The sequence below is a fragment of the Agromyces sp. CCNWLW213 genome, from assembly GCF_037199545.1.
GTDB lineage: Bacteria > Actinomycetota > Actinomycetes > Actinomycetales > Microbacteriaceae > Agromyces.
Genome location: NZ_JBBBDX010000005.1, coordinates 58,089 through 83,499 on the forward strand (window position 1 = coordinate 58,089; position 25,411 = coordinate 83,499).

A 25,411-nucleotide genomic window follows, 5' to 3' on the forward strand; every position below is an offset into this window, starting at 1 on the left:
AGCGCCCGACACGGGATCCGGCGTCCGCTGCACTGCAGCGGGCGCCGGATCGCGTTGCGGCGTTTCCCCGCCCCCGCGAGGGGTCGCAAGACGCCGCGTCGCTGGTCGCGCCCGCGACCGGCCCCCTTGACGCCCGAGCTCCGCTCCGGCAGCTTCAGCGTGGCGGACGCCGCGTCACACCTGCTCCGCGCGGGGTCGGCATCGCCGGGTCGCGATCGAGGCCGGGCGCCGCCGAACCCGAGCCGAACGGCGTCATCCTGCTGCACCCCGGTGGCACGACCAGGGGTGACCTCGTCTTCCGGGCGGAACGCGTCGTGGTGGAGTACGAGGGGGCGCACCACCTGACCGATCCGGTGCAATGGGCTCGGGACCTCGAGCGGTACGACGACCTCGCCCTGTCCGGGTGGCTGGTCATCCGCCCGTCTCGGAAGATGCGCGACGACGAGATCGTCGGTCGCGTCGCCGCAGCGCTCCGCTCCCGCCACTGACGCCCGGCCCTCGCCCCGGTCTCGCACGACCCTCGCGCCTCGTGAGGGGTCGCAACACGCCGCGCGGGTCGTCGCGGCCGCGGCGTGCTGCGATCCCTCGGTGAGATCGGGCGGGGAGGGGGCGACGCGGGCGGCTTGTTCCGCGGCGCGGAAGAACGCGGAAAGTTCACCCCCCGGATCGGCGGTCGGGGTGCGTCCGGCGCCCGCAGAGTGGATGACACAGACCCCCGGACGACGTCGGAGGAGACGCCGGCCGGACACACCGAGACATCCGCACCGCTGCACCGAAGGAGCACCACGATGAGCACGAACCGCCCCGGAGACCAGACCCAGACCGCGGCCGAGCTGCAGCTCGAGTGGGACGCCGACCCCCGCTGGGAGGGCGTCAAGCGCGACTACACCGCCGAGGACGTCATCGCCCTCCGCGGCCCGGTCCGCGAGGAGCGCACGCTCGCCCGCCGCGGCGCCGAGAAGCTGTGGGAGAACATCCGGAAGAACACCGGCACCGCGTTCGAGCCCATGGAGGACCCCGAGTGGTCGGCCGCGCTCGGCGCACTCACCGGCAACCAGGCGGTGCAGCAGGTTCGCGCCGGCCTCAAGGCCATCTACCTCTCGGGCTGGCAGGTCGCCGCCGACGCCAACCTCTCCGGCCAGACCTACCCCGACCAGTCGCTCTACCCCGCGAACTCCGTCCCGGCCGTCGTGCGTCGCATCAACAACGCGCTGCTGCGCGCCGGCCAGGTCGAGCAGGGCACCGACGACCGCGACTGGATGGCGCCCATCGTCGCCGACGCCGAGGCCGGCTTCGGCGGGCCGCTCAACGCCTACGAGCTCATGCACCAGATGATCGAGGCCGGCGCGGCGGGCGTGCACTGGGAGGACCAGCTCGCCAGCGAGAAGAAGTGCGGCCACATGGGCGGCAAGGTCCTCGTGCCCACCGGCCAGCACATCCGCACCATCAACGCGGCCCGCATGGCGGCGGATGTCGCGGGCGTGCCGTCGATCGTCATCGCCCGCACCGACGCGCTCGCCGCGACCCTGCTGACCAGCGACCACGACGAGCGCGACCGGCCGTTCGTCACGGGCGAGCGCACCGCCGAGGGCTTCTACCACGTGCAGAACGGCATCGAGCCGGTCATCGCCCGCGGCCTCGCGTACGCCGAGTACGCCGACCTGCTGTGGGTCGAGTCGGCCGAGCCCGACCTCGACCTCGCCCGCCGCTTCGCCGAGGCGGTGCACGCGAAGTTCCCGGGCAAGCGCCTGAGCTACAACTGCTCGCCGTCGTTCAACTGGAAGCGCCACCTCGACGACGACCAGATCGCGAAGTTCCAGCGCGAGCTCGCCGCCATGGGGTACGCGTTCCAGTTCATCACCCTGGCGGGCTTCCACTCCCTGAACCACGGCATGTTCACGCTCGCGAAGGACTACAACGAGCGCGCCATGTCCGCGTACGTCGAGCTGCAGGAGGCCGAGTTCGCCTCCGAGGCCGACGGCTACACCGCCACGCGCCACCAGCGCGAGGTCGGCACCGGCTACTTCGACCAGATCGCCACGGCGCTGAACCCCGACAGCGCGACCCTCGCCCTCGTCGGATCGACCGAGGAAGAGCAGTTCCAGCACTGATCGACGGGCGTCACGCCCGCGAAGGAGACGAGACCATGACCATCACGATCGACCGACCGACGACGCACGAGCCGAAGCCGGCCCGCACGGCACCCGCCTTCCAGACGGTGCAGCCGCACCTCGAGGTCACCGCGCCCTTCGGCGAGCGGTACGAGGAGATCCTCACGCCCGAGGCGCTGCAGTTCCTCGCTCGCCTGCACGACCGCTTCGCGGGCACCCGCCACGAGCTGCTCGCCGAGCGCCTGCAGACCCGCGTCGACGCGGCGAACGGACGCGACCCGAAGTTCCTCCCCGAGACCGAGTGGATCCGCAACGACGGCACGTGGCGCGTCGCGGGCGCCGGCCCCGGCCTCGAGGACCGCCGCGTCGAGATCACCGGCCCCACCGACCGGAAGATGGCGATCAACGCCCTGAACTCCGGCGCGAAGGTGTGGCTCGCCGACCACGAGGACGCCACCAGCCCGACCTGGGCGAATGTCGTCGAGGGGCAGCTGAGCCTCTTCGACTTCCTGCGCGGCAACCTCGAGTACACGAACCCCGAGGGCAAGGAGTACCGCGTCACCGCGACCGAGACGCCGACGATCGTGTTCCGCCCGCGCGGCTGGCACCTCGTCGAGAAGCACCTGCGGTTCCACGACCGCGCCGGCCGAGCGATGCACGCGTCGGGCTCGCTGGTGGACTTCGGGCTGTACTTCTTCCACAACGCCCGCAAGCTGATCGAGCAGGGCCGGGGTCCGTACTTCTACCTGCCGAAGCTCGAGTCGCACCGCGAGGCGAAGCTCTGGAACGACATCTTCGTGTTCGCGCAGGACGAGCTCGGCATCCCGCAGGGCACCGTCCGCGCGACCGTGCTCATCGAGACGATCCAGGCCGCGTTCCAGATGGACGAGATCCTCTACGAGCTGCGCGACCACTGCGCCGGCCTCAACGCCGGCCGCTGGGACTACATCTTCTCGATCGTGAAGACGTTCCGCTCGCGCGGCCGCCGCTGGGTCATGCCCGACCGCAGGTCGATCACCATGACGGTGCCGTTCATGCGGGCGTACACCGAGCTGCTCGTGCAGACCTGCCACAAGCGGGGCGCGCACGCGATCGGCGGCATGAGCGCGTTCATCCCGAACCGTCGCGACCCCGAGGTCACCGAGCGTGCGCTCGCCGCGGTGACGGCCGACAAGCGCCGCGAGGCGACCGACGGCTTCGACGGCACGTGGGTCGCGCACCCCGACCTGATCCCGACGGCGCGAGCCGAGTTCGACGCGGTGCTCGGCGAGCGGCCGAACCAGGTCGACCGCCTCCGCGACGACGTCGAGGTGACGGCGGCGCAGCTGCTCGACATCCCGTCGGTGGGCGGCCAGGTCACCGAGGCCGGCGTGTACGACAACATCTCGATCTGCATCCGGTACATCGAGTCGTGGCTCCGAGGGACCGGCGCCGCGGCGATCGACAACCTGATGGAGGACGCCGCGACCGCGGAGATCTCGCGCTCGCAGGTGTGGCAGTGGCTGCACGACAACACGGTCACCGCCGAGGGCACGCGCATCGACCAGACGTCGATCGTGCGGATCATGGCCAAGGCCGTGGCGGAGCTGCCCCGATTCGACGGCGACCGGTTCGACGACGCGATCTCGGTCTTCCGGTCGGTCGCGCTCGAGCCCGAGTTCCCGACGTTCCTGACGGTCGGGGCGTACGCCCGGTTCCTCTGACCGGTCGAGACGAGCGGATGCCGCGGGGCCCTGCCTCCGCGGCATCCGCTTCTCGTCGTCTGAGACGCGTCAGCGCATGGGCACGCCCACGTCGCCGCCGCCCTCGGGCGTGAGCCGCGACCCCATCTTCACGAGCGTCGGGGCGGGAACGAAGCCGCCGGCGAACAGCGCCTCGCCCTGGCGGAACCACGGGGACATGGCGAGCAGTCCCGCCGGTGCGACCCCGAAGTACGACCCGAGCTGGGCGAGGTCGCCCGGCGAGCTCATCTTCATGACCGCGAGGTTGTCGCACTGCGAGATGATCCCCGGGTGGATCTTCGACGGCCGCTGCGTCGACAGCAGCAGCCACAGGCCGTACTTCCGGCCCTCGGCGGCGATCTGGATGATCCGCTCGCGCACCGCGATCGCGAGGGGCGTCACGAGATCGGGCGAGCACAGGTTGTGCGCCTCGTCGATCACGAGCAGCACGGCGCGGCGCTCCGCGCGACGCGCCCAGAGGTCGTCGAGCACCGAGATCGCGACGGACAGGTGCTGGTCGGGCGTCGAGAACCCGCCGAGGTCGAGCACCGTGGCATCCGGCCGCTCGGCGACGATCTCGTTCACGGGAGTGCGCGGCCCCGCCCACACCTCCCAGTCGAGCATGCCGAGGTTCTCGATGCGCGTCGCGAGCGCCTGGCGGCCGGGATCGTCCGACGCGCGGAGCTCGCCGAGCAGCGAGTCCTTGTCGAGCGCCGTCGCGACCTCGTCGGAGTGCAGCAGCGTGTTGAACTCGCGTGCGTCGGCGACCGGGTCGAGTCGCAGGATCGCGGCCTTCGCCTCGATCGGCAGCGAACGGAAGTGCACGAGCAGCGGGTCGGGCCCGTTGGGGCGCAGCACGCGCACGTTCCGCGACGCGAGCGCCGCGGCATCCGGCCCGCTCACCCCCTCGCGCAGCTCGCCGAGCCGCACGAAGTCGGAGTTCGGGTCGAACACCACGATCGGCAGGGCCGTGTGCGCGAGCAGCTGCTCGAGCACGACGCCGAGCGCGTAGGTCTTGCCCGACCCGGACTGCCCGCACCAGAACGTGTGCCGGTTGAACCGGGACCCGATCAGCTTCGCGGGTCCGGGCGAGGCGAGCATCGAGCCGATCTCGAGCGTCGCGCGGCTGGCGCGGTGCAGGGCGTCGACGGATGCCGCGTCCGCGGGCCGCACGTGCGCGTCTCGGAACGGCGCATCCGACCGCTGGTCGAGGCTCCCGTCGTCGTCGATCACGCCGAGCACGCGCCCGACCTCGGCGCCGTCGGGCGAGGCGGCCTCGATCAGCCCGAGCCACGCGCCGCCCGTCGTCTCGAGGCGCACGAGCGTGCCCGTGGGCGCGCCCTCGCCCGCGCTCGTGGTGAACGACCTGCCGTCGACCGATGCGGCCAGCACCCCTGACATCCGGACCCCCTCCGCCGCGGCGGTGCCCCGTCGACCGCCGGATGACCACACCCTCTCACGCGACGACGCCGGGCGTCGAGGGCGAGCGGCGGCTGCCGCCGAAGCGTGGTCCTGCCATTCGCGGGCGGCGCCCGGTAGCGTCGAGGCGTGGACGTACTCACCCGACCCGCGAGGCCCGCCGACGCCGAGGCGCTCGCGCGGCTCGCGGCCGTGACGTTCCCGCTCGCCTGCCCGCCCTCGACGACGGCCGAGTCGATCGCCGACTTCATCGCACGCCACCTCACCGAGCCGCACTTCGTGAACCACCTCGCCGACCCCGAGCGCACGGTGTTCGTCGCCGAACCCGACGGCTCGCCCGCGGGCGCGGCGCTGGCGACGACCGACGAGGTGGTCGCCACCCGCGGGCTCATCGGCTGGTCGATGCTCGTCTCGACCGAGGGCGGCGTGCCGGCCGACGCGGATGCCGCGGCATCCGTCACCGCGCGACCGGCGATCGAGCTCAGCAAGATGTATGTGCACCCCTCCGTGCACGGGGCCGGGGTGGCCGGCGCGCTCATGCAGACGACCCTCGACGCCGCGGCGCGCGCCGGGGCGTCCGTGGTCTGGCTCGGCGTGAACCAGGAGAACCGGCGCGCCATCCGCTTCTACGAGAAGCACGGGTTCGAGGTCGTCGGCACGAAGCGGTTCCGCGTCGGCGACCGGCTCGAGCACGACTACGTGCTCGAGCGCCCGCTCGCCGAGGATGCGCCGCCCGCGACCGGGCCGATCAGCGTGCTGCCTTGACCTGCTCGTAGGCCGCGAGGGCCGCGTCGCGCGTGGCCTTGAGGTCGACGATCGGCTCGGGGTAGTCGTCGGTGCCGTACTCGGGCACCCAGCGCCCGACGTACGCGCCGTCGGGATCGAACTTCTCGCGCTGCAGCTCGGGGTTGAAGATCCGGAAGTAGGGTGCGGCATCCGCCCCGGAGCCGGCGACCCACTGCCAGCCGAACGGGTTGTTCGCGTGGTCGGCGTCGACGAGCGTGTCCCAGAACCACTGCTCGCCGCGCCGCCAGTCGATGAGCAGGTTCTTCGTCAGGAACGACGCCGAGATCATGCGTGCGCGGTTGTGCATGACGCCCGTGTGCCAGAGCTCGCGCATGGCCGCATCGACGACGGGCACGCCCGTGCGGCCGCGCTCCCACGCGGTGAGGGCCGACGGCTTCAGCCGCGGCCACGGGAACGCGTCGAACTCGCTGCGCCAGCTCTTGGTGGCGAGGTCGGGGAAGTGGAACAGGATGTGCCACGCGAACTCGCGCCAGCCGACCTCCGAGAGGAACTTGCGCGCGCCCTCGGTGCCGCCGGCCCGGTCGCGGGTGGCGTGCCACACCTGGTGCGGGCTGAGCTCGCCCCAGCGCAGGCGCGGCGAGAGGCGGCTCGTGACCTGCCGGTCGAGCCGGTCGCGTCCCGTGGCGTAGTCGCGCAGGTCGTGGTCGAGGAACTCGCGGAGGCGCTCGTGCGCGGCGGCCTCGCCGGGCTCCCAGGTCTCGCGGATGCCGCCCGCCCAGTCGGGGTCGGTGGGCCGCAGGTCCCACTCGTCGAGGTCGTCGCTCGCCGGTCCGCCGCGGCCGTGGGCGCCGCCGACCCCCGTGAGGTCGCCGGGCGTCGGGGCGGGCAGCGGATGCCGCGGCTCGTCGGCGGCGAGGCAGGCCTTCCAGAACGGGGTGAACACCGAGAACGGGGTGTCGGAGCCGGTCCGGATCGTCCACGGCTCGAAGAGGAGCGATCCGGCGAAGCTGCGCACCTCGAGGCCCGCGTCGGCGAGCGCGGACTTCAGGTCGGTGTCGACCTCGCGCTCGGGGCCGCCGTAGCGGCGGTTCCAGAAGATGGCGCCCGCGCCGGTCTCGTCGACGAGCGAGCGGATGACGCGGCCGGCCGGCCCGTGTCGGAGCACGAGCTTCACGCCGAGTTCGCGCAGGTCGCCGGCGAGCGAGGCGAGCGAGTGGTGCAGCCACCACCTCGCGGCGCCGCCGAGCGGGCGGATGCCGGGCGACTCCTCGTCGAGCACGTACACCGCGACCACGGGCTCGCCGCGCTCGACCGCCGCGTGCAGCGCCGGGTGGTCGGCCACCCGCAGGTCGTCGCGGAACCAGACGATCGAGGGCGCGGCGCTCATGGCTCGACGCTAGCCGAGCCCCGCCGCCCGATCGCTGGGCGTTCTCTGCGGATACGCCCCGACGGCTTTCGCGGGAATTCCCCAGCCGCGCATCCGCGAGCGCGCTCTAGGCTGCGAGCACCGGGGGAGTCGGGAGGGGACGGGATGCGCGTGCTGTTCGGGATCCTGCGGCTGCTGGTCGCCGCCGCCATCGTCGTCGCGATCGTCGGCCAGTTCGTCGTGTCGTGGAGCATGGTGGCCGACCGGGCGGCGTTCGTCGTGAACTTCTTCAGCTTCTTCACGATCCTCTCGAACGCGCTCACGGCGGGGCTCATGCTGGTCGGGGCGTGGATCGCGTTCACGCGCCCGGATGATCCGGGCTGGTTCGACCTCGTGCGCGCGTGCGCGGTCACGTACATGACCACGACGTTCGTCGTCTACAACCTGCTGCTCCGCGAGGTCTCGCTCGACCAGGCCACGACGGTGCCGTGGTCGAACGAGATCCTGCACGTGTGGGCCCCGCTGTGCGTCCTGCTCGACTGGGTGCTCGCCCCCGGGCGGCATCCGATCCCGTGGCAGCGGCTCTGGACCATCGCGCTGTTCCCGCTCGCGTGGGTCGTCTGCACCCTGCTCCGGGGCCCGATCGTCGGATGGTACCCGTATCCGTTCCTCGACCCGGCGCAGGAAGCGGGCTACGGCGGGGTGGCGGTCTACGTGATCGCGATCGCTGCGTTCATCCTGCTCGTCGGCGCCGGCATCGTGGGTCTCAGCCGCACGCCCTGGCCGCACGAGATCGCGCCGCTGCCCGAACGGTCCCGCACGAGCGGCCGCGACCGGGACCGCGACCTCGACGGCGAGCGCGGCGAGCCGGTCACCGCCGGCTGAGGAACGCGCCGACCGCGTCGCGCATCGCGGCGGTCTGCGCCGCCTGCCCGTCGTCGCGGGCGGGCACGCGCTCGAGCGGCGCCCCGAGCCCGCCCGCCCAGCGCTCGGCGAGCGCGAACGGGTGCACGGGGTCGCGCGGCGCGCCGACCACGAGCGAGCGGATGCCGCGTGCAGCGAGCCGTGCGAGCTCGGCGTCGGAGCCGAACGCGCGGTTGCGCGGGATCTCCACGAGGCGGATCGCCCGCCGCGCGGCATCCGGAGACGCGAACTGCGAGAGCAGTCCGCGGCCGCCGGCGGGCGACTCGCTCGCGACCCGGGAGTAGGGCTCGGTGCGACGGAACCGCTCGGCGCCCTCGCCCGGTCCGAACTCGCGCAGCAGTTCGCCGATGACCGGGAACGGCCGGAGGTTGCGGGGGAGCGACCGGTCGCCGAACGCGGGCCGCACGAACACCGCGCGCTCGACCGGAAGCAGCTCGCGCAGGCAGATGCGGAGGCCGATCGCGGCGCCCATCGAGATGCCCACGAGGGTCACCGGCCCCGCGACGCCGACGGCTCCGCGAGCCGCCGCGGCGACGTCGTCGGCCAGGCGATCGAGCACGAAGTCGCTCGGCCCGCCGAGCCGATCCGATGCGCCGTGCGCGCGCACGTCGGGCGCGGCGACCGCGTCGGCGCCCGCGCCGAGGGAGTCGAGCACGGGGCCGAACAGTCCGAGCGGCTGCGCGCGGTCGGCGCCGAGGCCGTGCAGGAGCACGAAGCTCACGCGAGCGGCCCCGGGCGGTAGAAGGCGCGGTCGGGTCGCTCGTGGAAGCCCGCCGGCTCGGCGACTCCCGGCTGCGGGCGGATGGCCTCGAGCAGGAGGTTCGCGAGCCGGACGAGCATCGCGACCTGGTTCTCGTCGCGATCGACCCAGCGGCACTGCGGCTCGCCGATCGGGACGAACCCGTCGTGCTGCTCCCACACCACGAGGGTGCGCTCGGCCCCGAGCACGTACTGCTGCCACCACACCTGCCGCAGGTAGCTGCGCGGGATGCCGCGCCACGGCTTCGACGTCGTCTTGATCTCGCACAGCTCGACCGCGCCGTTCGCACCCACGCGCAGCCCGTCGGGCGTCGCGAGGTGGCGGCGGTCGGCCTCGGCGTGGAACAGCAGCGCGGAGGGCGCGAGGCCGTGCTCGCGGTGCACCCACGCGGCGATCACCGGTTCGCGCTCGCGACCGTGGTCGGTGAACCGGCTCCCGCCGAACCCGCGACCGCGCGTGCCGTAGAGCTTCTCGCTCGCGGCGGTGCGCACCGATGCCTCGGACGCGAGCTTCGCGGCATCCGTCGCCGTCACTCCCCGCGACCGGGCCCGCAGCCACGCGACGCGATCGCCCGCGTCGGCCACCACGCGCTGCTCGTGCGGATGCCGCTGCGGCACGAGGGTCGCGGCGCGCATCTCACCGCCCTCGAGGTCGAAGAGGGCGAACGGCTGGGTCACCCTCCCACGGTACCTCCGGCTGCCGTCGTCCGCCGCCGACCGCGCCGAGGTCGCCCCGGCACGGGACGGGGCGGACCGGCCGTCGCCGCTCAGCGTGCGGCGAGCGCGTCGATGCCCTCCGGCGACAGCGCGTGATGGATCGCGAGCATGCTCGCGCCGAGCACCGCGGCGTTCGCGCCCGCGGCGGACTGCACGATCTGCAGGTGCTCGGTGGCCAGCGGCATCGAACGGGTGTAGACGACCTCGCGCACGCCGGCGATGAGGTGCTCGCCGGCACGCGCCATCGACCCGCCCATGGCGATCACCGACGGGTTCACCAGGCTCACGCACGCGGTGAGCACCTCGCCGATGTCGCGGCCCGCCTGGCGCACGGCCTGGATCGCGTCGAGGTCGCCCCGCTTGACGAGGTCGACGACGTCGCTGCCGGATCCCGCGGCGACGCCCTGCTCGCGGAGCGCCCTGGCGATCGCGGGCCCGGACGCGAGCGCCTCCAGGCATCCGCGGTTGCCGCAGTGGCAGGGCACGCTCGCGCCGCGCGCGACCTGCACGTGCCCGATGTCGCCGGCGATGCCCTGCGCCCCACGCTGGAGGAGGCCGCCCGAGATGATGCCCGAGCCGATGCCCGTGGCGACCTTGACGAACACGAGATGCTCGACGTTCGGCCAGGCGAGCGCGCGCTCGCCGAGGGCCATGATGTTCACGTCGTTGTCGACGAGCACCGGCACCTCGACGTGCTGCTGCACCCAGCCGGGAACGTCGAAGCGGTCCCAGCCGGGCATGATCGGCGGATTCACCGGTCGCCCCGTGTCGTGCTCGACCGGCCCGGGCACGCCGATGCCGATCGCGACGAGGTCGCGCCGGTCGCGGCCGACCTCGTCCACGAGGGCGAGGCCGTGCTCGACGAGCCAGCCGAGCACCGCCTCGGGGCCGGCCGCGATGTCGATGCGCTCGGCGCGGGAGGCGAGCACGGTGCCCGTGAGATCCGTGACGGCGAGCGTCGCGTGGGAGGCGCCGAGGTCGGCGGCGAGGACGATGCGCGCCCCCGGATTGAGTGCGAACTGCGACGAGGGCCGTCCGCCGGTCGATGCGGCGTCGGCCACGGGCGTGACGAGGCCGAGTCGCATGAGCTCGTCGATGCGGGCGGCGACGGTCGAACGCGCGAGGCCGGTGAGCTGCGCGAGCGAGGCACGCGTGCGGGGCGCGCCGTCGCGCAGGAGCTGGAAGAGCTCGCTGGCTCCGGACACGCCGAGCGCCGAGCCTCGACTGATGTCGACCATGGATCGAGTAAATCACACGGAACTCTGCTGCTGTCAGATCACGAACTCGTCACGAGCCTGTCGACTTTTGCCGAATACCTAGCAGAAGTCGGCTGGTGTGTGTCAGGATGCCGACCATGACAACGGACGTCATCGCGCCGGCTCGCACGCTCCACGCGGGCTTCATCGGCGGGGGCTTCATGGCCGCCGTGCACAGCCGCGCCGCCCGCGCCGCGCGCGCCGAGCTCGTCGCCGGTGCCTCGTCGTCGCCCGGTCGGGCGCGTGAGGCGGCCGAACGGCTCGGCATCGCCGAGCCCTTCGAGAGCGTCGAGGCGCTCCTCGCCGATCCGGCCGTCGACGTCGTCCACGTGTGCACCCCGAACAGCACCCACGCGGCCATCGCCCGGGCTGCGCTCGAGGCGGGCAAGCACGTGATCTGCGAGAAGCCGCTCGCCACGAGCTCCGCCGACGCTGCCGCGCTCGCCGCGCTCGCCGCGGAGCGCGGACTGGTCGCAGCCGTGCCGTTCGTCTACCGGTTCCACCCGATGGCCCGCGAGGCCCGCGCGCGCATCGCCCGGGGCGAGGCCGGCCGGCTCGTCAGCGTGCACGGCGCCTACCTGCAGGACTGGCTCGCCGGCCCGGACAGCGACGACTGGCGCGTCGACCCCGCGCTCGGCGGCCCGTCGCGCGCCTTCGCCGATATCGGGTCGCACCTGGTCGACCTCGTCGAGTTCGTCACCGGCGACCGCGTCGCGCGGCTCAACGCCACCACGCGGACCGTCTACGACCGTCGAGCCAGCGCGACCGTCGCGACCGAGGACCTCGCCGCGGTCGTCGTCGAGTTCGAGGGCGGAGCGATCGGCACGCTGCTCGTCTCCCAGGTCGCTCCCGGCCGGAAGAACGGCCTCGTCGTCGAGGTGGCCGGCACCGACGCCAGCCTCCGCTTCGAGCAGGAGCGTCCCGAGCAGCTCTGGATCGGCGGCGTGGAGGCGTCGCGCATCCTCGAACGCGACGCCGCGCGACTCGCGCCCGACGCGGCGCGGCTGGCCATCGTCCCCTCGGGCCACCCGATGGGCTACCAGGACGCGTTCAACGCCTTCGTGGCCGACGCCTACGCGGCCATCGCCGGCGGCACCGCGCCCGACGGGCTGCCCGGCTTCGACGACGGGCTCCGGGCCGTGCGCGTCACCGAGGCCGTCCTCGCATCCGCGGAGTCCGGCGACTGGACGGAGGTGCAGCGATGAGCGACCCGACCCGCACCGAGCCGACGCCCCGTCGGCTCACCGGCGAGCCCGTGCTCGTGGCCGAGGGGCTCGAGAAGTCGTTCTTCGGCGTGACGGTGCTCCACGACGTCGGCCTCGCGCTGCGTCCCGGCGAGGTGCACGGCCTCGTCGGCGAGAACGGCGCGGGCAAGTCGACCTTCATGAAGATCCTCGCTGGGGTGTACCGGGCGGACGCCGGCCGGGTCCTGCTCGGCGGCGAGGAGGTCGCCTTCACGCATCCCGTGCAGGCCGCGCAGGCCGGACTCGCGACCGTGTTCCAGGAGTTCAACCTCCTGCCGGAGCGCACCGTCGCGCAGAACGTGTTCCTGGGGCGGGAGCCCAGGCGGCGGGGCTTCGTCGACCGCGCGGCCATGCGCCGCGAGACGCAGTCGCTGCTCGACGACCTCGGCGTCGGCGGCATCGACGTCGACGCCCCGGTGCGCACGCTCACCGTCGCCGAGCAGCAGATCGTCGAGATCGTGAAGGCGCTCTCGACCGACGCACGCGTCATCCAGATGGACGAGCCGACGGCCGCCCTCGCCGACCACGAGGTCGAGCTGCTCTACGCCATCGTGCGCCGGCTGTCCGAGCGCGGCGTCGCGATCATCTACGTGTCCCACCGCCTCCGCGAGATCTTCGACCTCTGCGACACCATCACCGTGCTGAAGGACGGCGCGCTCGTCTCGAGCGGTCCCGCCTCCGAGCTCGACACCGACGAGCTCGTCCGGCGCATGGTCGGCCGCCCGATCTCGGCCTACTACCCCGATCCCGAGCCGGGCACCGTCGTCGGCGACGTGCGCCTCGAACTCGTCGGCGCGGGCAACGAGCAGGTCGACGGCGTCGACCTCGAGCTGCGCGCGGGCGAGATCGTCGGCATCGCGGGACTGCAGGGGTCGGGGCGCACCGAGCTGGTCGAGGGCGTGTTCGGCGTCGCCCCGTTCACGCGCGGAGAGCTGCGCCTCGACGGGCGCCCCGTCCGCATCGCCTCGCCGCGCCAGGCCGTGCGACTCGGGATCGCGCTCATCACCGAGGACCGCAAGGCCCAGGGCCTCGCCCTCAACCAGTCGATCGCCGACAACGCGCTGCTCGTCATCCGCTCGGTGTTCTCGCGCCGCACCGCGGCCGTGCGCCGCGAGCTGCCCGGCGTGCTCTCCAGCCTCGAGGTCTCGTCGCGCGGCATGGACCAGGAGGTGCAGTACCTCTCGGGCGGCAACCAGCAGAAGGTCGTGCTCGCGAAGTGGCTCGCCACCACGCCCCGCGTCGTGCTGCTCGACGAGCCCACGCGCGGCATCGACGTCGGCGCGAAGGTCGCCGTGTACACCCTGATGCGCCGTCTCGCCAAGGAAGGGGTCGCGATCCTCATGATCTCGTCGGAGCTGCCCGAGGTGATCGGGATGTCCGACCGAATCCTCGTCATGCACGACGGGCTCGCCTCGCGCGAACTGCCCGCGAAGAGCGACGAGACCACGATCCTCGCCGCCGCGACGGGCACGCTGGCCCCCGCGATCGGGTCGGCGGATGCCGCGGACGAGGGGGGCGCCCGATGAGCTCCACCGCCACCGCCCCCGCGCTCGTGCGTCCCCGCCGTCGCCGGCTCGACTCGACCCTCATCGTCGGGATCGCGCTGCTCGCCGTCATCGTCGTCGGCGCGATCCTCGTCGCGAGCGTCGGCCGCAACTTCTTCAGTCCGGGCAACATCCGCGACATCCTCACGGGGATGAGCGTGCTCGGCTTCGTCGCGATCGGGCAGACGCTCGTCATCCTGTGCGGCTCGCTCGACCTCTCGGTGCCGTACGTCGTCAGCCTCTCGAGCCTCATCGCCGCCGACCTCATGCGCGGCGCCGACGCGAACGTCGCCGTCGGCGTGCTGGCCGCACTCGCGGTCGCGGCGATCGTCGGCCTCGCCAACGGCCTGATCGTGACGAAGCTGCGCGTGAACGGCTTCATCGCCACCCTCGGAGTCGGGCTCATCATCAAGGGCTACCTCGATACGAACTACAAGGGCACGAGCGGCAGCGTGCCCTGGTCGTTCCAGCTCATCGGCGCGACCGGGATCGGCCCGATCCCCGTCTCGACGGTCCTCATGCTCCTCGTGGCGGCGCTCGCCTGGGTGTTCCTCGCCCGCACGCGCACGGGCCACCACATGTACGCCGTCGGCGGCAACGAGCAGGTCGCCCGGTTCAGCGGCATCCGCACCGCCCGACCGCTGATCGTCGCGCACGTGCTGTGCTCGATCACCGCGGCGTTCGCCGGGCTGCTGCTCGCGAGCCGGCTCGGCGTCGGCAGCCCGACGGTCGGCACCCAGGGCGGGTACGACCTGCTCTCGATCGCCGCAGTGGTGCTCGGCGGCACCCTCCTCATGGGCGGCCGCGGCTCGGTGTGGGGCACGATCGGCGGCGTCGCGATCTTCGCGGTCGTCGACAACGTCATGAGCGTGCTGCAGGTGAACCCGTTCCTCAAGGACGTCGTGCGCGGTGTCGTCATCGTCGCGGCCGTCGCCGTCTACACGGCGCGCGTGACCGAGCGGCGCCGCCCGCGGTTCGGATCCGGGCGCTCGCCCGACGCGCTTCCGCCGAGCGAGACGGATGCCGCGTCATCCGTCGACCCCGACCGGGTGGCCCACGACCGGGCCCCGGACCACGAGGGGGAGGTGCGCGCATGACCGCCGCCACGACCGAGCGCCAGGGCGCGGGCGCCCGCGCCGCCGAGCTCGCCCGGGCCCTCGTGAGCCCCCGCGGAGCGGTGTTCCTCCTGCTCGCGATCCTGCTCATCGCCATCACGGCGCTGAACCCCTCGTTCGCCGAGCCCGGGCAGTTCATCCGGTTCATCCAGCGCGTCGCGCCCGTCGCGATCGTCGCGATCGGCCAGTTCTTCGTCATCGTCGGCGGCGAGTTCGACCTCTCCATGGGGTCGGTCGTGACCGCGCAGGTCGTGATCGCGGGCAACCTCATCGGGCAGGACGACCGCCTCGCCCTGCCGGTGCTCGCGCTCATGCTCGGATTCGGGGCGCTCATCGGCCTGATCAACGGACTGATCGTCGCCTACCTCAAGGTGCCGAGCTTCATCGCCACCCTCGGCATGATGCTCGCCCTCCTCGGCGGCGTGCTGTTCTGGACGGGCGGCGCCGCGACCGGCAACCCGGCCGACTCGTTCCGCGAGATCGGGCGCGGCGGCATCCGCGACCTTCCCGTCATCGAGATCCTCCCGTGGTCGGTCGTCGTGCTCGCCGTGATCCTCGCGGCCGCGATCTGGTTCTCCCGCCGGCCGTTCGGCCGTACGATCGTCGCGCTCGGCGACAACGCGACCACCGCCCGCTACTCGGGGCTCCGAGCCGACCGCGTGAAGATCACGACGTTCGTGCTGTCGGCCCTCTCCGCGACGATCGCGGGCGTGCTCCTCGTCGGCTACGCCGGCGTGCACCCGAGCGTGGGCCGCGGCTACGAGTTCATCGCGATCACCGCCGTCGTGCTCGGCGGCGTGGTGCTCGGCGGCGGGCGCGGCTGGGTCGTCGGTGCGGTGGCCGGCGCGTTCGCGCTCGAGGCGCTCTTCACGCTGCTGAACTTCGCCGGCGTCCCGTCGACCTACCGCGACGCGGTGCAGGGCGCCATCATCATCATCGCCGTGGCCTACTCGGCGACCACGTTCCGCGCGCGGCGCTCCGGCCCCGCCGCCCAGGCTTCGTCCGCATCGGCGGCGAAGGGGCCGGATGCCACCGCATCCGACCGCCCTGCACCCCCGCCTTCGACGCCGAAGGCCCAACCCCACACCGTTCAGAACGACACCAAGGGAGGTTCGTGATGCGACACAGCAGGCTCACCGTGGCATCCGCCATGATCGGCGCCGTCGCGCTGATGACGCTCGCCGGATGCACCACCGATCCCAACGTGGCCGCGCCCAGCGAGGACGCGCAGGCCACCGAGGAGGAGGTGGAGTGGTTCGACCAGGCACTGTTCGACGAGCAGGACGAGCAGCGCGGCATCGAACCCGAGGGTCCGGCCGACCAGCCGTACCTGCAGATGATCGCCCCGGAGGAGATGGTCGACACCTCGGAGTACGCGAGCGAGGGCGCCAAGAAGGCGTGCTTCGCGAACGCGTCGATCTCGAACCCCTGGCGGCAGACCGGCTGGATCACCATGAACCAGCAGCTCGAGGTGCTCCAGGAGGCGGGCGTGATCTCCGAGATGGAGACCCGCGACGCCCAGGACTCCGATGACACGCAGATCGCCGACATCGACTACTTCATCGACGAGGGCGGCTGCGACGTGTTCATCATCTCGCCGAACTCGACCGCGGCGATGACGCCGGCGGTGGAGCGCGCGTGCGACACGGGCAAGCCCGTGATCGTGTTCGACCGCGGCGTCGAGACGGACTGCGCGACGACGTTCATCCACCCGATCGGCGGCTTCGCCTGGGGCATCGACACGGCCGAGTTCCTCATCGACGAGCTCGAGGAGGGCGACAAGGTCGTGGCGCTGCGCATCCTGCCCGGCGTCGACGTGCTCGAGCAGCGCTGGGCCGCGGCCGAGAAGCTGTTCGACGAGGCCGGCATCGAGGCGGTCGACTACTTCACCGGGGCCGACCCGGCCGAGATCAAGAAGATCATCTCCGACGAGCTCGCCAAGGGCGACGTGCAGGGCGTCTGGATGGACGCCGGCGACGGCGCCGTCGCGGCCATCGAGGCGTTCGAGGACGCCGGAGCGGAGTACCCCGTGATGACGGGCGAGGACGAGATGAGCTTCCTGCGCAAGTGGGAGGAGACCGGGCTCACGGGCCTCGCGCCGGTGTACTCGAACTTCCAGTGGCGCACGCCGCTGCTCGCCGTGCAGAAGATCTTCGCGGGCGAGGAGATCCCGAAGGAGTGGGTGCTCCCGCAGGTCCCGATCACCGAGGACGAGCGCGCCGAGTTCCTCGAGGCCAACGACGGCATGCCCGACGGCCACTACGCCAAGTTCGGCGGCGAGGACCTCCCCGGCTACCCGCAGGTCTGGCAGGAGCGGCAGGTCCCGTAGATCCGGAGCGGGGGAGGGGCGCCCGCGGGGCGTCCCTCCCTCACCCGCGACATCCGCAGGACCAGGCTCGCGAGGAGGCGGCATGCGACGCGTGATCGGCGTGAACACCTGGGTGTGGCAGTCGCCGCTCGACGACGACGGCCTGCGCGCGCTCGCGGCGAAGGCGGCGGACCTGGGCTTCGGGGCGCTCGAGCTGCCGGTCGAGCAGCCGGGCGACTGGTCGACGGATGCCGCGGCCGAGGTGCTCGCGGAGCACCGGCTCGCGCCGATCGTGATCGGGGCCATGGGCCCGGGCCGCAACCTCGTGGCCGCCCCGGGGTCGGAGGTGGTCGCGACACAGAACTACCTCGTGCACTGCGTCGGCGTCGCCGAGCGCCTCGGCTCGTCCGTCGTGGCCGGCCCGTTCACCGCCGCCACGGGCCGCGCCTGGCGCATGGACGCCGAGGAGCGCGACCAGCGCTACCGGGAGCTCCGCGCGGCGCTCGCGCCGGTGGCGCGCCAGGCCGAGCGAGCCGGCGTGCGGCTCGCGATCGAGCCGCTGAACCGGTACGAGACGAGCCTCGTCAACACCGTCGAGCAGGCGCTCGACGCACTCGGGCCGATCCTCGGTCCCGGGCTCGGGATCGCCCTCGACAGCTACCACCTGAACATCGAGGAGAAGGACGTCGGGGCGGCGATCCGCTCGGCGGGCGAGCATCTCGCGCACGTGCAGGTCTGCGGCAACGACCGCGGCGCCGTGGGCGACGACCACCTCGACTGGCCGGCGTTCCTCGACGCGCTCGACGACGTCGGCTACGACGGCGTGCTCGGGCTCGAGAGCTTCACCGGCGAGAACGCGACGATCGCGGTGGCCGCGTCGGTGTGGCGGCCGCTGGCACGCTCGCAGGACGACCTCGCGGAGCGCAGCATCCGCTACCTCGCCGCACTGCAGGACGAAAGGGACCAGCCATGACGGACGCCGCAGCGGGCCGCACCTCCGACCGGTCGGAGGGCGGCCACCCCGTCACGTTGTTCACCGGCCAGTGGGCCGATCTCCCGTTCGAGGAGGTGGCCCGGCTCGCCGCCGGGTGGGGCTACGACGGGCTCGAGATCGCCTGTTCGGGGGACCACCTCGACCTGAGGCTCGCCGACGAGGAGCCGGGCTACCTCGCGGAGCGGCTCGAGATCCTGAAGCGGCACGGACTCGAGGTGCACGCCATCTCGAACCACCTCGCGGGGCAGGCCGTCTGCGACGACCCCATCGACTTCCGGCACGAGGCGATCGTGCGCGGCTACGTCTGGGGCGACGGCGACCCCGAGGGCGTCCGGCGGCGGGCCGCCGACGACATGAAGCGCGCGGCGCGCGTGGCCCGCAAGCTCGGGGTCGACACCGTCGTGGGCTTCACCGGGTCGCGGATCTGGCCGTACGTGGCGATGTTCCCGCCCGTGCCGGCCTCGGTGATCGACGCGGGCTACCAGGACTTCGCCGACCGGTGGAACCCGATCCTCGACGTGTTCGACGACGAGGGCGTGCGGTTCGCGCACGAGGTGCACCCGTCCGAGATCGCCTACGACCACTGGACGAGCGTGCGCACGCTCGAGGCCATCGGGCACCGCCAGGCGTTCGGCTTCAACTGGGACCCCAGCCACATGATGTGGCAGGGCGTGGATCCCGTCGGGTTCATCTGGGACTTCCAGGACCGCATCTACCACGTCGACTGCAAGGACACGCGCCTCCGTCCCGCGAGCGGGCGCAGCGGCATCCTGGGCTCGCACCTGGCCTGGGGCGACCCGCGCCGCGGATGGGACTTCGTCTCGACCGGGCACGGCGACGTGCCCTGGGAGGACGCGTTCCGCGCGCTCGACGCGATCGGCTACACCGGCCCGATCTCGGTCGAATGGGAGGACGCGGGCATGGACCGGCTGCACGGCGCGAAGCAGGCGCTCGAGTACGTGCGCTCGCTCATCTGGCCGCGCCCGACCGCGTCGTTCGACGCCGCCTTCTCGAACCAGTAGCGCGAGGCACGGCGGAGACACAGGCGGCATCCGCTCGCGTCATAGGAAGCGCACAGGAACCCGCGCATACTCGAGAGCATGAGCCACCCGACCACCGCGCCCGGACCCGCGCCGCGGCCGCAGATCGCCAAGGCCGACGGCAGCCCGGTGCGGGTGCTGGTCGTCGACGACGAGAACTCGCTCACCGACCTGCTGAAGATGGCGCTGCGCTACGAGGGGTGGGAGGTGCGCACCGCCTCGGACGGGTTCGGCGCCGTGCGCACCGCGCGCGAGTTCCGCCCCGACGCGATCGTGCTCGACATCATGCTGCCCGACATCGACGGCCTCGAGGTGCTGCAGCGGGTCCGCGCCGACGGCACCGAGACGCCCGTGCTCTTCCTCACGGCGAAGGACTCCCTCGACGACCGCATCGCCGGCCTCACCGCGGGCGGGGACGACTACGTCACCAAGCCGTTCAGCCTCGAGGAGGTCGTTGCGCGGCTGCGCGGGCTCATCCGCCGCTCGACGCTCACGCTCGCCCAGGCGAAGGATCCCGTGCTGCGCGTCGGCGACCTCACGCTCGACGAGGACTCGTACGAGGTCGAGCGCGGCGGCACCCCGATCGAGCTGACCGCGACCGAGTTCGAGCTGCTCCGCTTCCTCATGCGCAACCCGCGGCGCGTGCTGTCGAAGGCGCAGATCCTCGACCGCGTGTGGAGCTACGACTTCGGCGGCCGCGAGACGGTGGTCGAGCTGTACATCTCCTACCTGCGCAAGAAGATCGACGCCGGGCGCGAGCCCATGATCCACACGGTGCGCGGCGCGGGCTACATGCTCAAGGCGACGACGTGACGCACCCCGGCGACCCGGGCCACGCGGCGGCCGCGCGGCGCGCCGCGGCGGAGCGATCCGCCGGTGCCTCCCCGGATGCCGCGGCCACGCGCCCGTCGCCGAAGACCCTGCGCCGTCGGCTGCTCGTCGTGGTCGCGGCGCTCGTCGTGCTGGTCAGCGTGATCGTCGGGCTCGTGAGCGTCGCCGTGCTGCACAACCAGCTCGTCGCCCGGCTCGACGTCGCGCTCGAGCAGGTCACGGACCGGGCGGGCCGCGCGCTCGACGATCCGGGCGGGCCGCTGCCGATCCCGCCCGAGGGCGCCGACGTGCTCCTGCGCATCCCCGGCCAGCCGGTCGGCACCATCGCGGCCCTCGTCGTCGACCGTACGATCTACGCGTCGAGCACGATCGACGAGCAGGGCGAGCTCATGGAGCCCTCGGAGGACGCGCTGCGGGCGCTCGCCGCGGTGCCGGTCGACCGGGAACCCCGCACGGTCGAGCTCGCCGAGTTGGGGGAGTACCGCGCGATCGCCGCCGGGACCAACGGCGGGTACTCGTTCGTGGTGGCCCTTCCCCTCGACGAGGTCGACGCCACGACGGCGCAACTCGCCCTCACCATCGCGCTCGTGGCGGCGGCCGGCCTCGCGGGCGCGCTCGTGCTGGGTGCCGTGACCGTCCGCCGGGCGCTCCAGCCGCTCGACCGCGTGACGGAGACCGCGACGGCCGTGTCCGAGCTGCCGCTCGCGCGCGGCGACGTCGAGCTGCCCGGCCGCGTGCCCGTCGACGACGAGCGCACCGAGGTGGGCCGGCTCGCGACCTCCTTCAACCGGATGCTCGGCCATGTGGCATCCGCCCTCTCGGCCCGCGAGCAGTCGGAGCGCAAGGTGCGGCGCTTCGTCGCCGACGCGAGCCACGAGCTGCGGACCCCGCTCGCCTCCATCCGGGGCTACGCCGAGCTGACCCGGATGCACGGCGGCGAGCTGCCGCCCGACGTCGTGCACGCCATCGGACGCATCGAGGCGGAGTCGCTGCGCATGACGGAGCTCGTGGAGGACCTGCTGCTGCTCGCGCGGCTCGACGAGGGCCGCGAGCTGCGCCGCGACCCGGTCGACCTGCGCCAGCTCGTCATGGACGCCGTCGGCGACGCGCAGGTGGCGGGACCCGACCACGACTGGCGCGTCGCGGTGCCGGCCGAGCCCGTGACGGTGCCGGGCGACGCGTCGCGCCTGCACCAGGTGCTCGCGAACCTGCTCGCGAACGCGCGCGTGCACACGCCCGAGGGCACGAAGGTCGTGGCGCGCCTCGAGCGCGTGACGCCGTCGGATGCCGCGGGCGAGCGCGTCCGCATCTCGGTCACCGACGATGGCCCGGGCATCGACCCTGACGTGCGCGCGACCCTGTTCGAGCGCTTCGCACGCGGGGACGCCTCGCGCTCGCGTCGTGCGGGGAGCACCGGCCTGGGCCTCGCCATCGTGCGCGCGGTCGTCGAGGCGCACCGCGGCACGGTCGCGGTCGCGAGCGAGCCCGGCCGCACCGAGTTCACGGTCGAGCTCCCCGCCGCCTGACCCTTCGCCCGCACCGCTCGTTTCCCCCACCTCCCATCCGCCTCACCGGCCCTCGTCGCGCCGAGAGTATGCCGAACGCCGGTTTCCGGAGCGGAGAACCGACGTTCGGCATACCCTCGACGGCCGCATGGGCGCGGGAGCGCGCGGCAGCGGGGTCAGGGGCGGGCGGGGTCCGCCGCGTCGCGGTCGCCGAGCACGTCGCCGCTCAGCCGCGCGAGGAGGCGTGCGAGCTCGTCGACGTCGTCGGCGGGCCAGTCGCGCAGCTTCGCGTAGAGCTGCTGCTGCATGCGGGAGCTCCGCTGCCCGACGCGCTCGACCGCGACCGGCGTCGGCTCGATGATGCGCGCGCGCCCGTCGTCGGGGTCGGGCAGGCTCCTCGCGAGGCCGAGGGCCTCGAGCTGCTTGAGCTGGCGGCTCACGACGCTCTTGTCGATCTCGAGCGACTCGGCGATGGCGCCGGCGTGCATCGGCCCGCGTCGCACGACCGCCGAGAGGATCTTGTACCCGACGGGCTGCAGCTCGGGATGGACGGCCGCGGCGGCCTCCTTCCACACGGCGCGCACGCGGACGAAGAGCGCCCGGAGCTGCTCCTCGACGGCGGCGATCTCGTCGTCTCCGGCCGTGCGCGTCGCGGATGCGGCGGTGGCGGTCATGCGGCCGATCCTATTGCCGCCCGGTCGCCGCGCGTCCGGCGTCCGGCACCTCGACCGACCCGGTGGCCGGGTCGTGCGCGAGCCCGACCGGGGCGAGCGCGACGGATGCCGCGGCCGTGTCGATCGCGGCGTCGTCGGCGTCCTCGAGCTCGCGCTCGTGCCCTGCCGTGGCATCCGCCCCGCCCTCGGCCTTCGCCCGCTGGATCGCGTTCTGCGTGCCCAGGCTGACGTTCGGGAGGAACGCCACGGCGACGAGCGTGACGATCGCGAGGGGCACGGCGGCGAGGAACACCGCGCCGACCCCGGTGCCGTAGGCCGACTCGACCACCACGCGCAGGAAGCCGGGGAGCTCGGAGATCTGCGGGATGGCGCCGGCGCCGAGGGTACGGGCGGCCTCCAGCTGCTGCTCGGGCTCGAGCCCGCCGATGCCCTCGCGGATGCGGTCGGCGACGACCGTGCCGAGGATCGAGCCCATGACGGCGACGCCGACCGTGCCGCCGAGGCTGCGGAAGAACGTGACGGCGCTCGTGGCGACGCCCAGGTGACGCACCTCGGCGGTGTTCTGCACGACCAGCACGAGGTTCTGCATGAGCATGCCGACGCCCGCGCCGAGCACGAACATCGAGACGCCGACGTACCAGAAGGGCGTGTCGTAGTGCAGCTGGGAGAGCCCGAGGCTGCCCGCGATGAGGAGGACGCCGCCCGTCACCATGAACGCCTTCCACTTGCCGCGACGGCTCACGAGCGCGCCGATCACGGTGGAGGCGATGAGGACGCCAGCCATCATCGGGATGGTCAGGAGGCCGGACTCGGTCGGCGTCGCGCCCCGGGCCAGCTGCATGTACTGGCTGAGGAACACCGCGGTGCCGAACATGGCCACGCCGACCGACACCGAGGCGACGACGGACAGGGTGAAGGTGCGACTGCGGAACAGCCCGAGGGGGATGAGCGGCTCGGTCGCACGGAGCTCGACGGCGACCGCGATCGCGAGGAGGAGCGCGGCGCCGCCGACCATGGCGAGGCTCGGCCACGAGATCCACTCGACGTCGTCGCCGGCGAAGGTGACCCAGAGGAGCAGGAGCGAGACGCCGGACGAGATGAGCACGATGCCCGCGTAGTCGATCGAGACCTTCTGCCGCGGGCGCTTCGGGAGGTGGAGCGTCCGCTGGAGCAGGACGAGCGCGACGATGGCGATCGGGAGCCCCACGAAGAAGTTCCAGCGCCAGCCGATCCCGTCGGTGATGACGCCGCCGAGGAGGGGACCGCCCACCGTGGCGACGGCCATGACCGCGCCGAAGAGCCCGGCGTACCGGCCGCGCTCGCGCGGGCTGATGATGTCGGCCATGACGATCTGACTGAGCGCGGCGAGCCCGCCCGCGCCGAGGCCCTGGAACACGCGCATCGTGATGAGGGTGCCGGTGTCCTGCGAGAACCCGGCGACGGCGGATGCCACGACGAAGATGACGAGCGCGAGCTGGAGCAGGAGCTTGCGGTCGAACAGGTCGGCGAGCTTGCCCCAGATCGGCGTCGACACCGTGGTCGCGAGCAGGGTCGCCGTGACGACCCACGTGAACGCCGACTGGTCGCCCTCGAGGTCGGAGATGATCACGGGCAGCGAACTGCCCACCACCGTCGACGCGAGCATCGACACGAACATGCCGAGCAGGAGCCCGGAGAGGGCCGTGAGCACCTCGCGGTGCGTCATCCCGTTGTCGGCGAGCTCTCGGGTGGGGCGGGCGGCGTCCGTCATGTGGCTCCTGATCTGATTGACTGCGGTCAACCATATGCAACCGGTGGACTTCGGTCAACTATTCCCGCACGTCGATTTGGCCGCGCCCGCGGCATCCGCTACCCTTGTCGAAGCCGAAGACCGCTGGTCGTCGCGCCCGTCGCAAGACAGGCCGGCCGAAGCTCTGCGAATGCAGGGGCCCGCGCAGGTGTGACGAAGACTTTCCGGGTTCCCCGAATCGAGCTCCGCGCGCTTGCGCCGGAGCTCTTTCCATTTCCCCGAACGTTCCAGCGCTCCGAGGCCGTGCATCGCCACCGCGATGCGCGTTGAAGACACAAGGAGTGGCCATGGCGAACAAGGAAGCCGCGGTTGCCGAACTCACGAACCTGTTCGAGAGCTCGACCGCCGTTCTGCTGACCGAATACCGCGGCCTCACTGTTGCCCAGCTCAAGACGCTGCGCAAGTCCATCAGTGGGGACGCGAGCTACGCCGTGGTGAAGAACACGCTGACCAAGATCGCGGCGAACAACGCCGGCATCTCGTCGTTCGACGACGAGCTCGCCGGTCCGTCGGCGATCGCATTCGTGCACGGTGACCCGGTCGCCGTCGCGAAGGCGCTGCGTGACTTCGCCAAGGCGAACCCCCTCCTCGTGGTCAAGGGCGGCTACTTCGATGGCAAGCCCCTGACCGCCGAAGAGGTAGGCAAGCTCGCCGACCTCGAGTCCCGCGAAGTGCTCCTGGCGAAGCTCGCCGGCGCCTTCAAGGCCTCGCTGTTCGGAGCCGCATATCTGTTCAACGCACCGCTCTCGAAGGCCGTCCGCACGGTCGACGCGCTGCGTGAGAAGCAGGAGTCCGCTGCGTAGGCGCGAGCCTCTCAAGCGGTGAGTAACCAGGAATCTAAGGAGAAAAATCATGGCGAAGCTGTCCACCGAGGAGCTGCTCGAGCAGTTCAAGGGCCTGACCCTCATCGAGCTCTCTGAGTTCGTCAAGGCGTTCGAGGAGACCTTCGAGGTCACCGCGGCCGCCCCCGTCGCCGTTGCCGCCCCGGCCGCCGGTGGCGCCGGTGCCGCTGCCGAAGAGGTCGAGGAGAAGGACTCCTTCGACGTCGTCCTCGAGGCTGCCGGCGACAAGAAGATCCAGGTCATCAAGGTCGTCCGCGAGCTCACCTCGCTCGGCCTCGGCGAGGCCAAGGCCGTCGTCGACGGTGCTCCCAAGGCCGTGCTCGAGGGCGCGAACAAGGAGACCGCCGACAAGGCGAAGGCCGCTCTCGAGGAGGCCGGCGCGACCGTCACCCTCAAGTAGTCACGCTTGAGGTGACCTGCGTCACCTGAAACGAACGGATGCCCCGTGGCCATGCGGCCACGGGGCATCCGTCGTCTGCGCCGACCGGTCCGGCGAGCGGGATGC

At 72.5% G+C, this 25,411-nt stretch carries 23 protein-coding genes; 16 read left to right on the forward strand and 7 right to left on the reverse strand.

Annotation, left to right across the window (positions count from 1 at the left end):
• Positions 1 to 314 precede the first annotated feature (314 nt).
• The 3 genes from WBQ80_RS11290 (at position 315) to aceB (ending at position 3,814) form a co-directional block, all read left to right on the forward strand.
• The gene (locus WBQ80_RS11290) at positions 315 to 488 is read left to right on the forward strand and encodes a hypothetical protein (RefSeq protein WP_336571595.1); all 174 of its coding nucleotides are present in this window, start codon (positions 315 to 317) and stop codon (positions 486 to 488) included.
• A 300-nt stretch (positions 489 to 788) separates the two neighbouring features.
• The gene (gene aceA / locus WBQ80_RS11295) at positions 789 to 2,111 is read left to right on the forward strand and encodes an isocitrate lyase (protein WP_336571596.1); all 1,323 of its coding nucleotides are present in this window, start codon (positions 789 to 791) and stop codon (positions 2,109 to 2,111) included.
• Positions 2,112 to 2,146: 35 nt separating this feature from the next.
• Positions 2,147 to 3,814, forward strand: coding sequence for a malate synthase A (gene aceB / locus WBQ80_RS11300; protein ID WP_336571597.1), 1,668 nt, complete (start codon positions 2,147 to 2,149; stop codon positions 3,812 to 3,814).
• 69 nt (positions 3,815 to 3,883) lie between these two features.
• Here aceB and WBQ80_RS11305 read toward each other — a convergent pair whose 3' ends face one another.
• The gene (locus tag WBQ80_RS11305; RefSeq protein WP_336571598.1) at positions 3,884 to 5,233 is read right to left on the reverse strand and encodes an ATP-binding protein; all 1,350 of its coding nucleotides are present in this window, start codon (positions 5,231 to 5,233) and stop codon (positions 3,884 to 3,886) included.
• A gap of 147 nt (positions 5,234 to 5,380) precedes the next feature.
• On the opposite strand from WBQ80_RS11305, the gene WBQ80_RS11310 reads away from it, so the two are divergent.
• Positions 5,381 to 6,016: a GNAT family N-acetyltransferase gene (locus WBQ80_RS11310; RefSeq protein WP_336571599.1), complete on the forward strand. Its 636-nt coding sequence runs from the start codon at positions 5,381 to 5,383 to the stop codon at positions 6,014 to 6,016.
• Here the strand turns inward: WBQ80_RS11310 and WBQ80_RS11315 are convergent.
• The gene (locus WBQ80_RS11315; protein ID WP_336571600.1) at positions 6,000 to 7,385 is read right to left on the reverse strand and encodes a cryptochrome/photolyase family protein; all 1,386 of its coding nucleotides are present in this window, start codon (positions 7,383 to 7,385) and stop codon (positions 6,000 to 6,002) included. The genes WBQ80_RS11310 and WBQ80_RS11315 overlap by 17 nt on opposite strands.
• Before the next feature lie 144 nt (positions 7,386 to 7,529).
• On the opposite strand from WBQ80_RS11315, the gene WBQ80_RS11320 reads away from it, so the two are divergent.
• A complete protein-coding gene (locus WBQ80_RS11320) occupies positions 7,530 to 8,249 on the forward strand; it encodes a Pr6Pr family membrane protein (RefSeq protein WP_336571602.1) in 720 nt (239 codons plus the stop codon).
• Here the strand turns inward: WBQ80_RS11320 and WBQ80_RS11325 are convergent.
• The 3 genes from WBQ80_RS11325 to WBQ80_RS11335 form a co-directional block, all read right to left on the reverse strand.
• Positions 8,236 to 9,009 (reverse strand): alpha/beta fold hydrolase, encoded by a 774-nt coding sequence (locus tag WBQ80_RS11325; protein ID WP_336571603.1) that lies wholly within the window; start codon positions 9,007 to 9,009, stop codon positions 8,236 to 8,238. The genes WBQ80_RS11320 and WBQ80_RS11325 overlap by 14 nt on opposite strands.
• Positions 9,006 to 9,683, reverse strand: coding sequence for a YqaJ viral recombinase family protein (locus WBQ80_RS11330; protein WP_336571655.1), 678 nt, complete (start codon positions 9,681 to 9,683; stop codon positions 9,006 to 9,008). Before WBQ80_RS11330 ends, WBQ80_RS11325 begins: the two co-directional genes overlap by 4 nt.
• 131 nt (positions 9,684 to 9,814) lie before the next feature.
• Positions 9,815 to 11,002 carry an ROK family transcriptional regulator gene (locus WBQ80_RS11335; protein WP_336571604.1) on the reverse strand — a complete coding sequence of 396 codons (1,188 nt, stop codon included), beginning with the start codon at positions 11,000 to 11,002 and terminating at the stop codon, positions 9,815 to 9,817.
• Positions 11,003 to 11,118: 116 nt separating this feature from the next.
• Here WBQ80_RS11335 and WBQ80_RS11340 point away from each other — a divergent pair, with 116 nt between their 5' ends.
• The 9 genes from WBQ80_RS11340 to WBQ80_RS11380 all read left to right on the forward strand — a co-directional run bounded on the left by WBQ80_RS11340 (position 11,119) and on the right by WBQ80_RS11380 (position 21,622).
• A complete protein-coding gene (locus WBQ80_RS11340) occupies positions 11,119 to 12,225 on the forward strand; it encodes a Gfo/Idh/MocA family protein (RefSeq protein WP_336571605.1) in 1,107 nt (368 codons plus the stop codon).
• Positions 12,222 to 13,790 carry a sugar ABC transporter ATP-binding protein gene (locus WBQ80_RS11345; protein WP_336571606.1) on the forward strand — a complete coding sequence of 523 codons (1,569 nt, stop codon included), beginning with the start codon at positions 12,222 to 12,224 and terminating at the stop codon, positions 13,788 to 13,790. Before WBQ80_RS11340 ends, WBQ80_RS11345 begins: the two co-directional genes overlap by 4 nt.
• Entirely contained in the window at positions 13,787 to 14,905 is a 1,119-nt protein-coding gene (locus WBQ80_RS11350) for an ABC transporter permease (RefSeq protein WP_337282559.1), read from the forward strand. The genes WBQ80_RS11345 and WBQ80_RS11350 overlap by 4 nt, the downstream gene beginning before the upstream one ends.
• Entirely contained in the window at positions 14,902 to 16,041 is a 1,140-nt protein-coding gene (locus tag WBQ80_RS11355; protein WP_336571608.1) for an ABC transporter permease, read from the forward strand. The genes WBQ80_RS11350 and WBQ80_RS11355 overlap by 4 nt, the downstream gene beginning before the upstream one ends.
• The gene (locus WBQ80_RS11360; protein ID WP_336571609.1) at positions 16,041 to 17,252 is read left to right on the forward strand and encodes a substrate-binding domain-containing protein; all 1,212 of its coding nucleotides are present in this window, start codon (positions 16,041 to 16,043) and stop codon (positions 17,250 to 17,252) included. The genes WBQ80_RS11355 and WBQ80_RS11360 overlap by 1 nt, the downstream gene beginning before the upstream one ends.
• 82 nt (positions 17,253 to 17,334) lie before the next feature.
• A complete protein-coding gene (locus WBQ80_RS11365; RefSeq protein WP_336571610.1) occupies positions 17,335 to 18,204 on the forward strand; it encodes a sugar phosphate isomerase/epimerase family protein in 870 nt (289 codons plus the stop codon).
• The gene (locus WBQ80_RS11370; protein ID WP_336571611.1) at positions 18,201 to 19,247 is read left to right on the forward strand and encodes a sugar phosphate isomerase/epimerase family protein; all 1,047 of its coding nucleotides are present in this window, start codon (positions 18,201 to 18,203) and stop codon (positions 19,245 to 19,247) included. Before WBQ80_RS11365 ends, WBQ80_RS11370 begins: the two co-directional genes overlap by 4 nt.
• Positions 19,248 to 19,325: 78 nt before the next feature.
• Positions 19,326 to 20,078 (forward strand): response regulator transcription factor, encoded by a 753-nt coding sequence (locus WBQ80_RS11375; protein ID WP_336571612.1) that lies wholly within the window; start codon positions 19,326 to 19,328, stop codon positions 20,076 to 20,078.
• Positions 20,075 to 21,622, forward strand: coding sequence for a sensor histidine kinase (locus WBQ80_RS11380; RefSeq protein ID WP_336571613.1), 1,548 nt, complete (start codon positions 20,075 to 20,077; stop codon positions 21,620 to 21,622). The genes WBQ80_RS11375 and WBQ80_RS11380 overlap by 4 nt, the downstream gene beginning before the upstream one ends.
• A 155-nt stretch (positions 21,623 to 21,777) precedes the next feature.
• Here WBQ80_RS11380 and WBQ80_RS11385 read toward each other — a convergent pair whose 3' ends face one another.
• Positions 21,778 to 22,275 (reverse strand): MarR family winged helix-turn-helix transcriptional regulator, encoded by a 498-nt coding sequence (locus WBQ80_RS11385; protein WP_336571614.1) that lies wholly within the window; start codon positions 22,273 to 22,275, stop codon positions 21,778 to 21,780.
• A gap of 10 nt (positions 22,276 to 22,285) precedes the next feature.
• On the reverse strand, positions 22,286 to 24,025 hold the full coding sequence (locus tag WBQ80_RS11390; RefSeq protein WP_336571615.1) for an MDR family MFS transporter: 1,740 nt from the start codon (positions 24,023 to 24,025) through the stop codon (positions 22,286 to 22,288).
• Between the two features lie 326 nt (positions 24,026 to 24,351).
• Here WBQ80_RS11390 and rplJ point away from each other — a divergent pair, with 326 nt between their 5' ends.
• Together rplJ and rplL are read left to right on the forward strand one after the other, a co-directional pair.
• Positions 24,352 to 24,867 carry a 50S ribosomal protein L10 gene (rplJ, locus tag WBQ80_RS11395; protein WP_067947896.1) on the forward strand — a complete coding sequence of 172 codons (516 nt, stop codon included), beginning with the start codon at positions 24,352 to 24,354 and terminating at the stop codon, positions 24,865 to 24,867.
• 49 nt (positions 24,868 to 24,916) lie between these two features.
• Complete coding sequence (gene rplL, locus WBQ80_RS11400) at positions 24,917 to 25,306, forward strand: 50S ribosomal protein L7/L12 (RefSeq protein WP_092672623.1); 390 nt, start codon at positions 24,917 to 24,919, stop codon at positions 25,304 to 25,306.
• Positions 25,307 to 25,411: the final 105 nt, after the last annotated feature.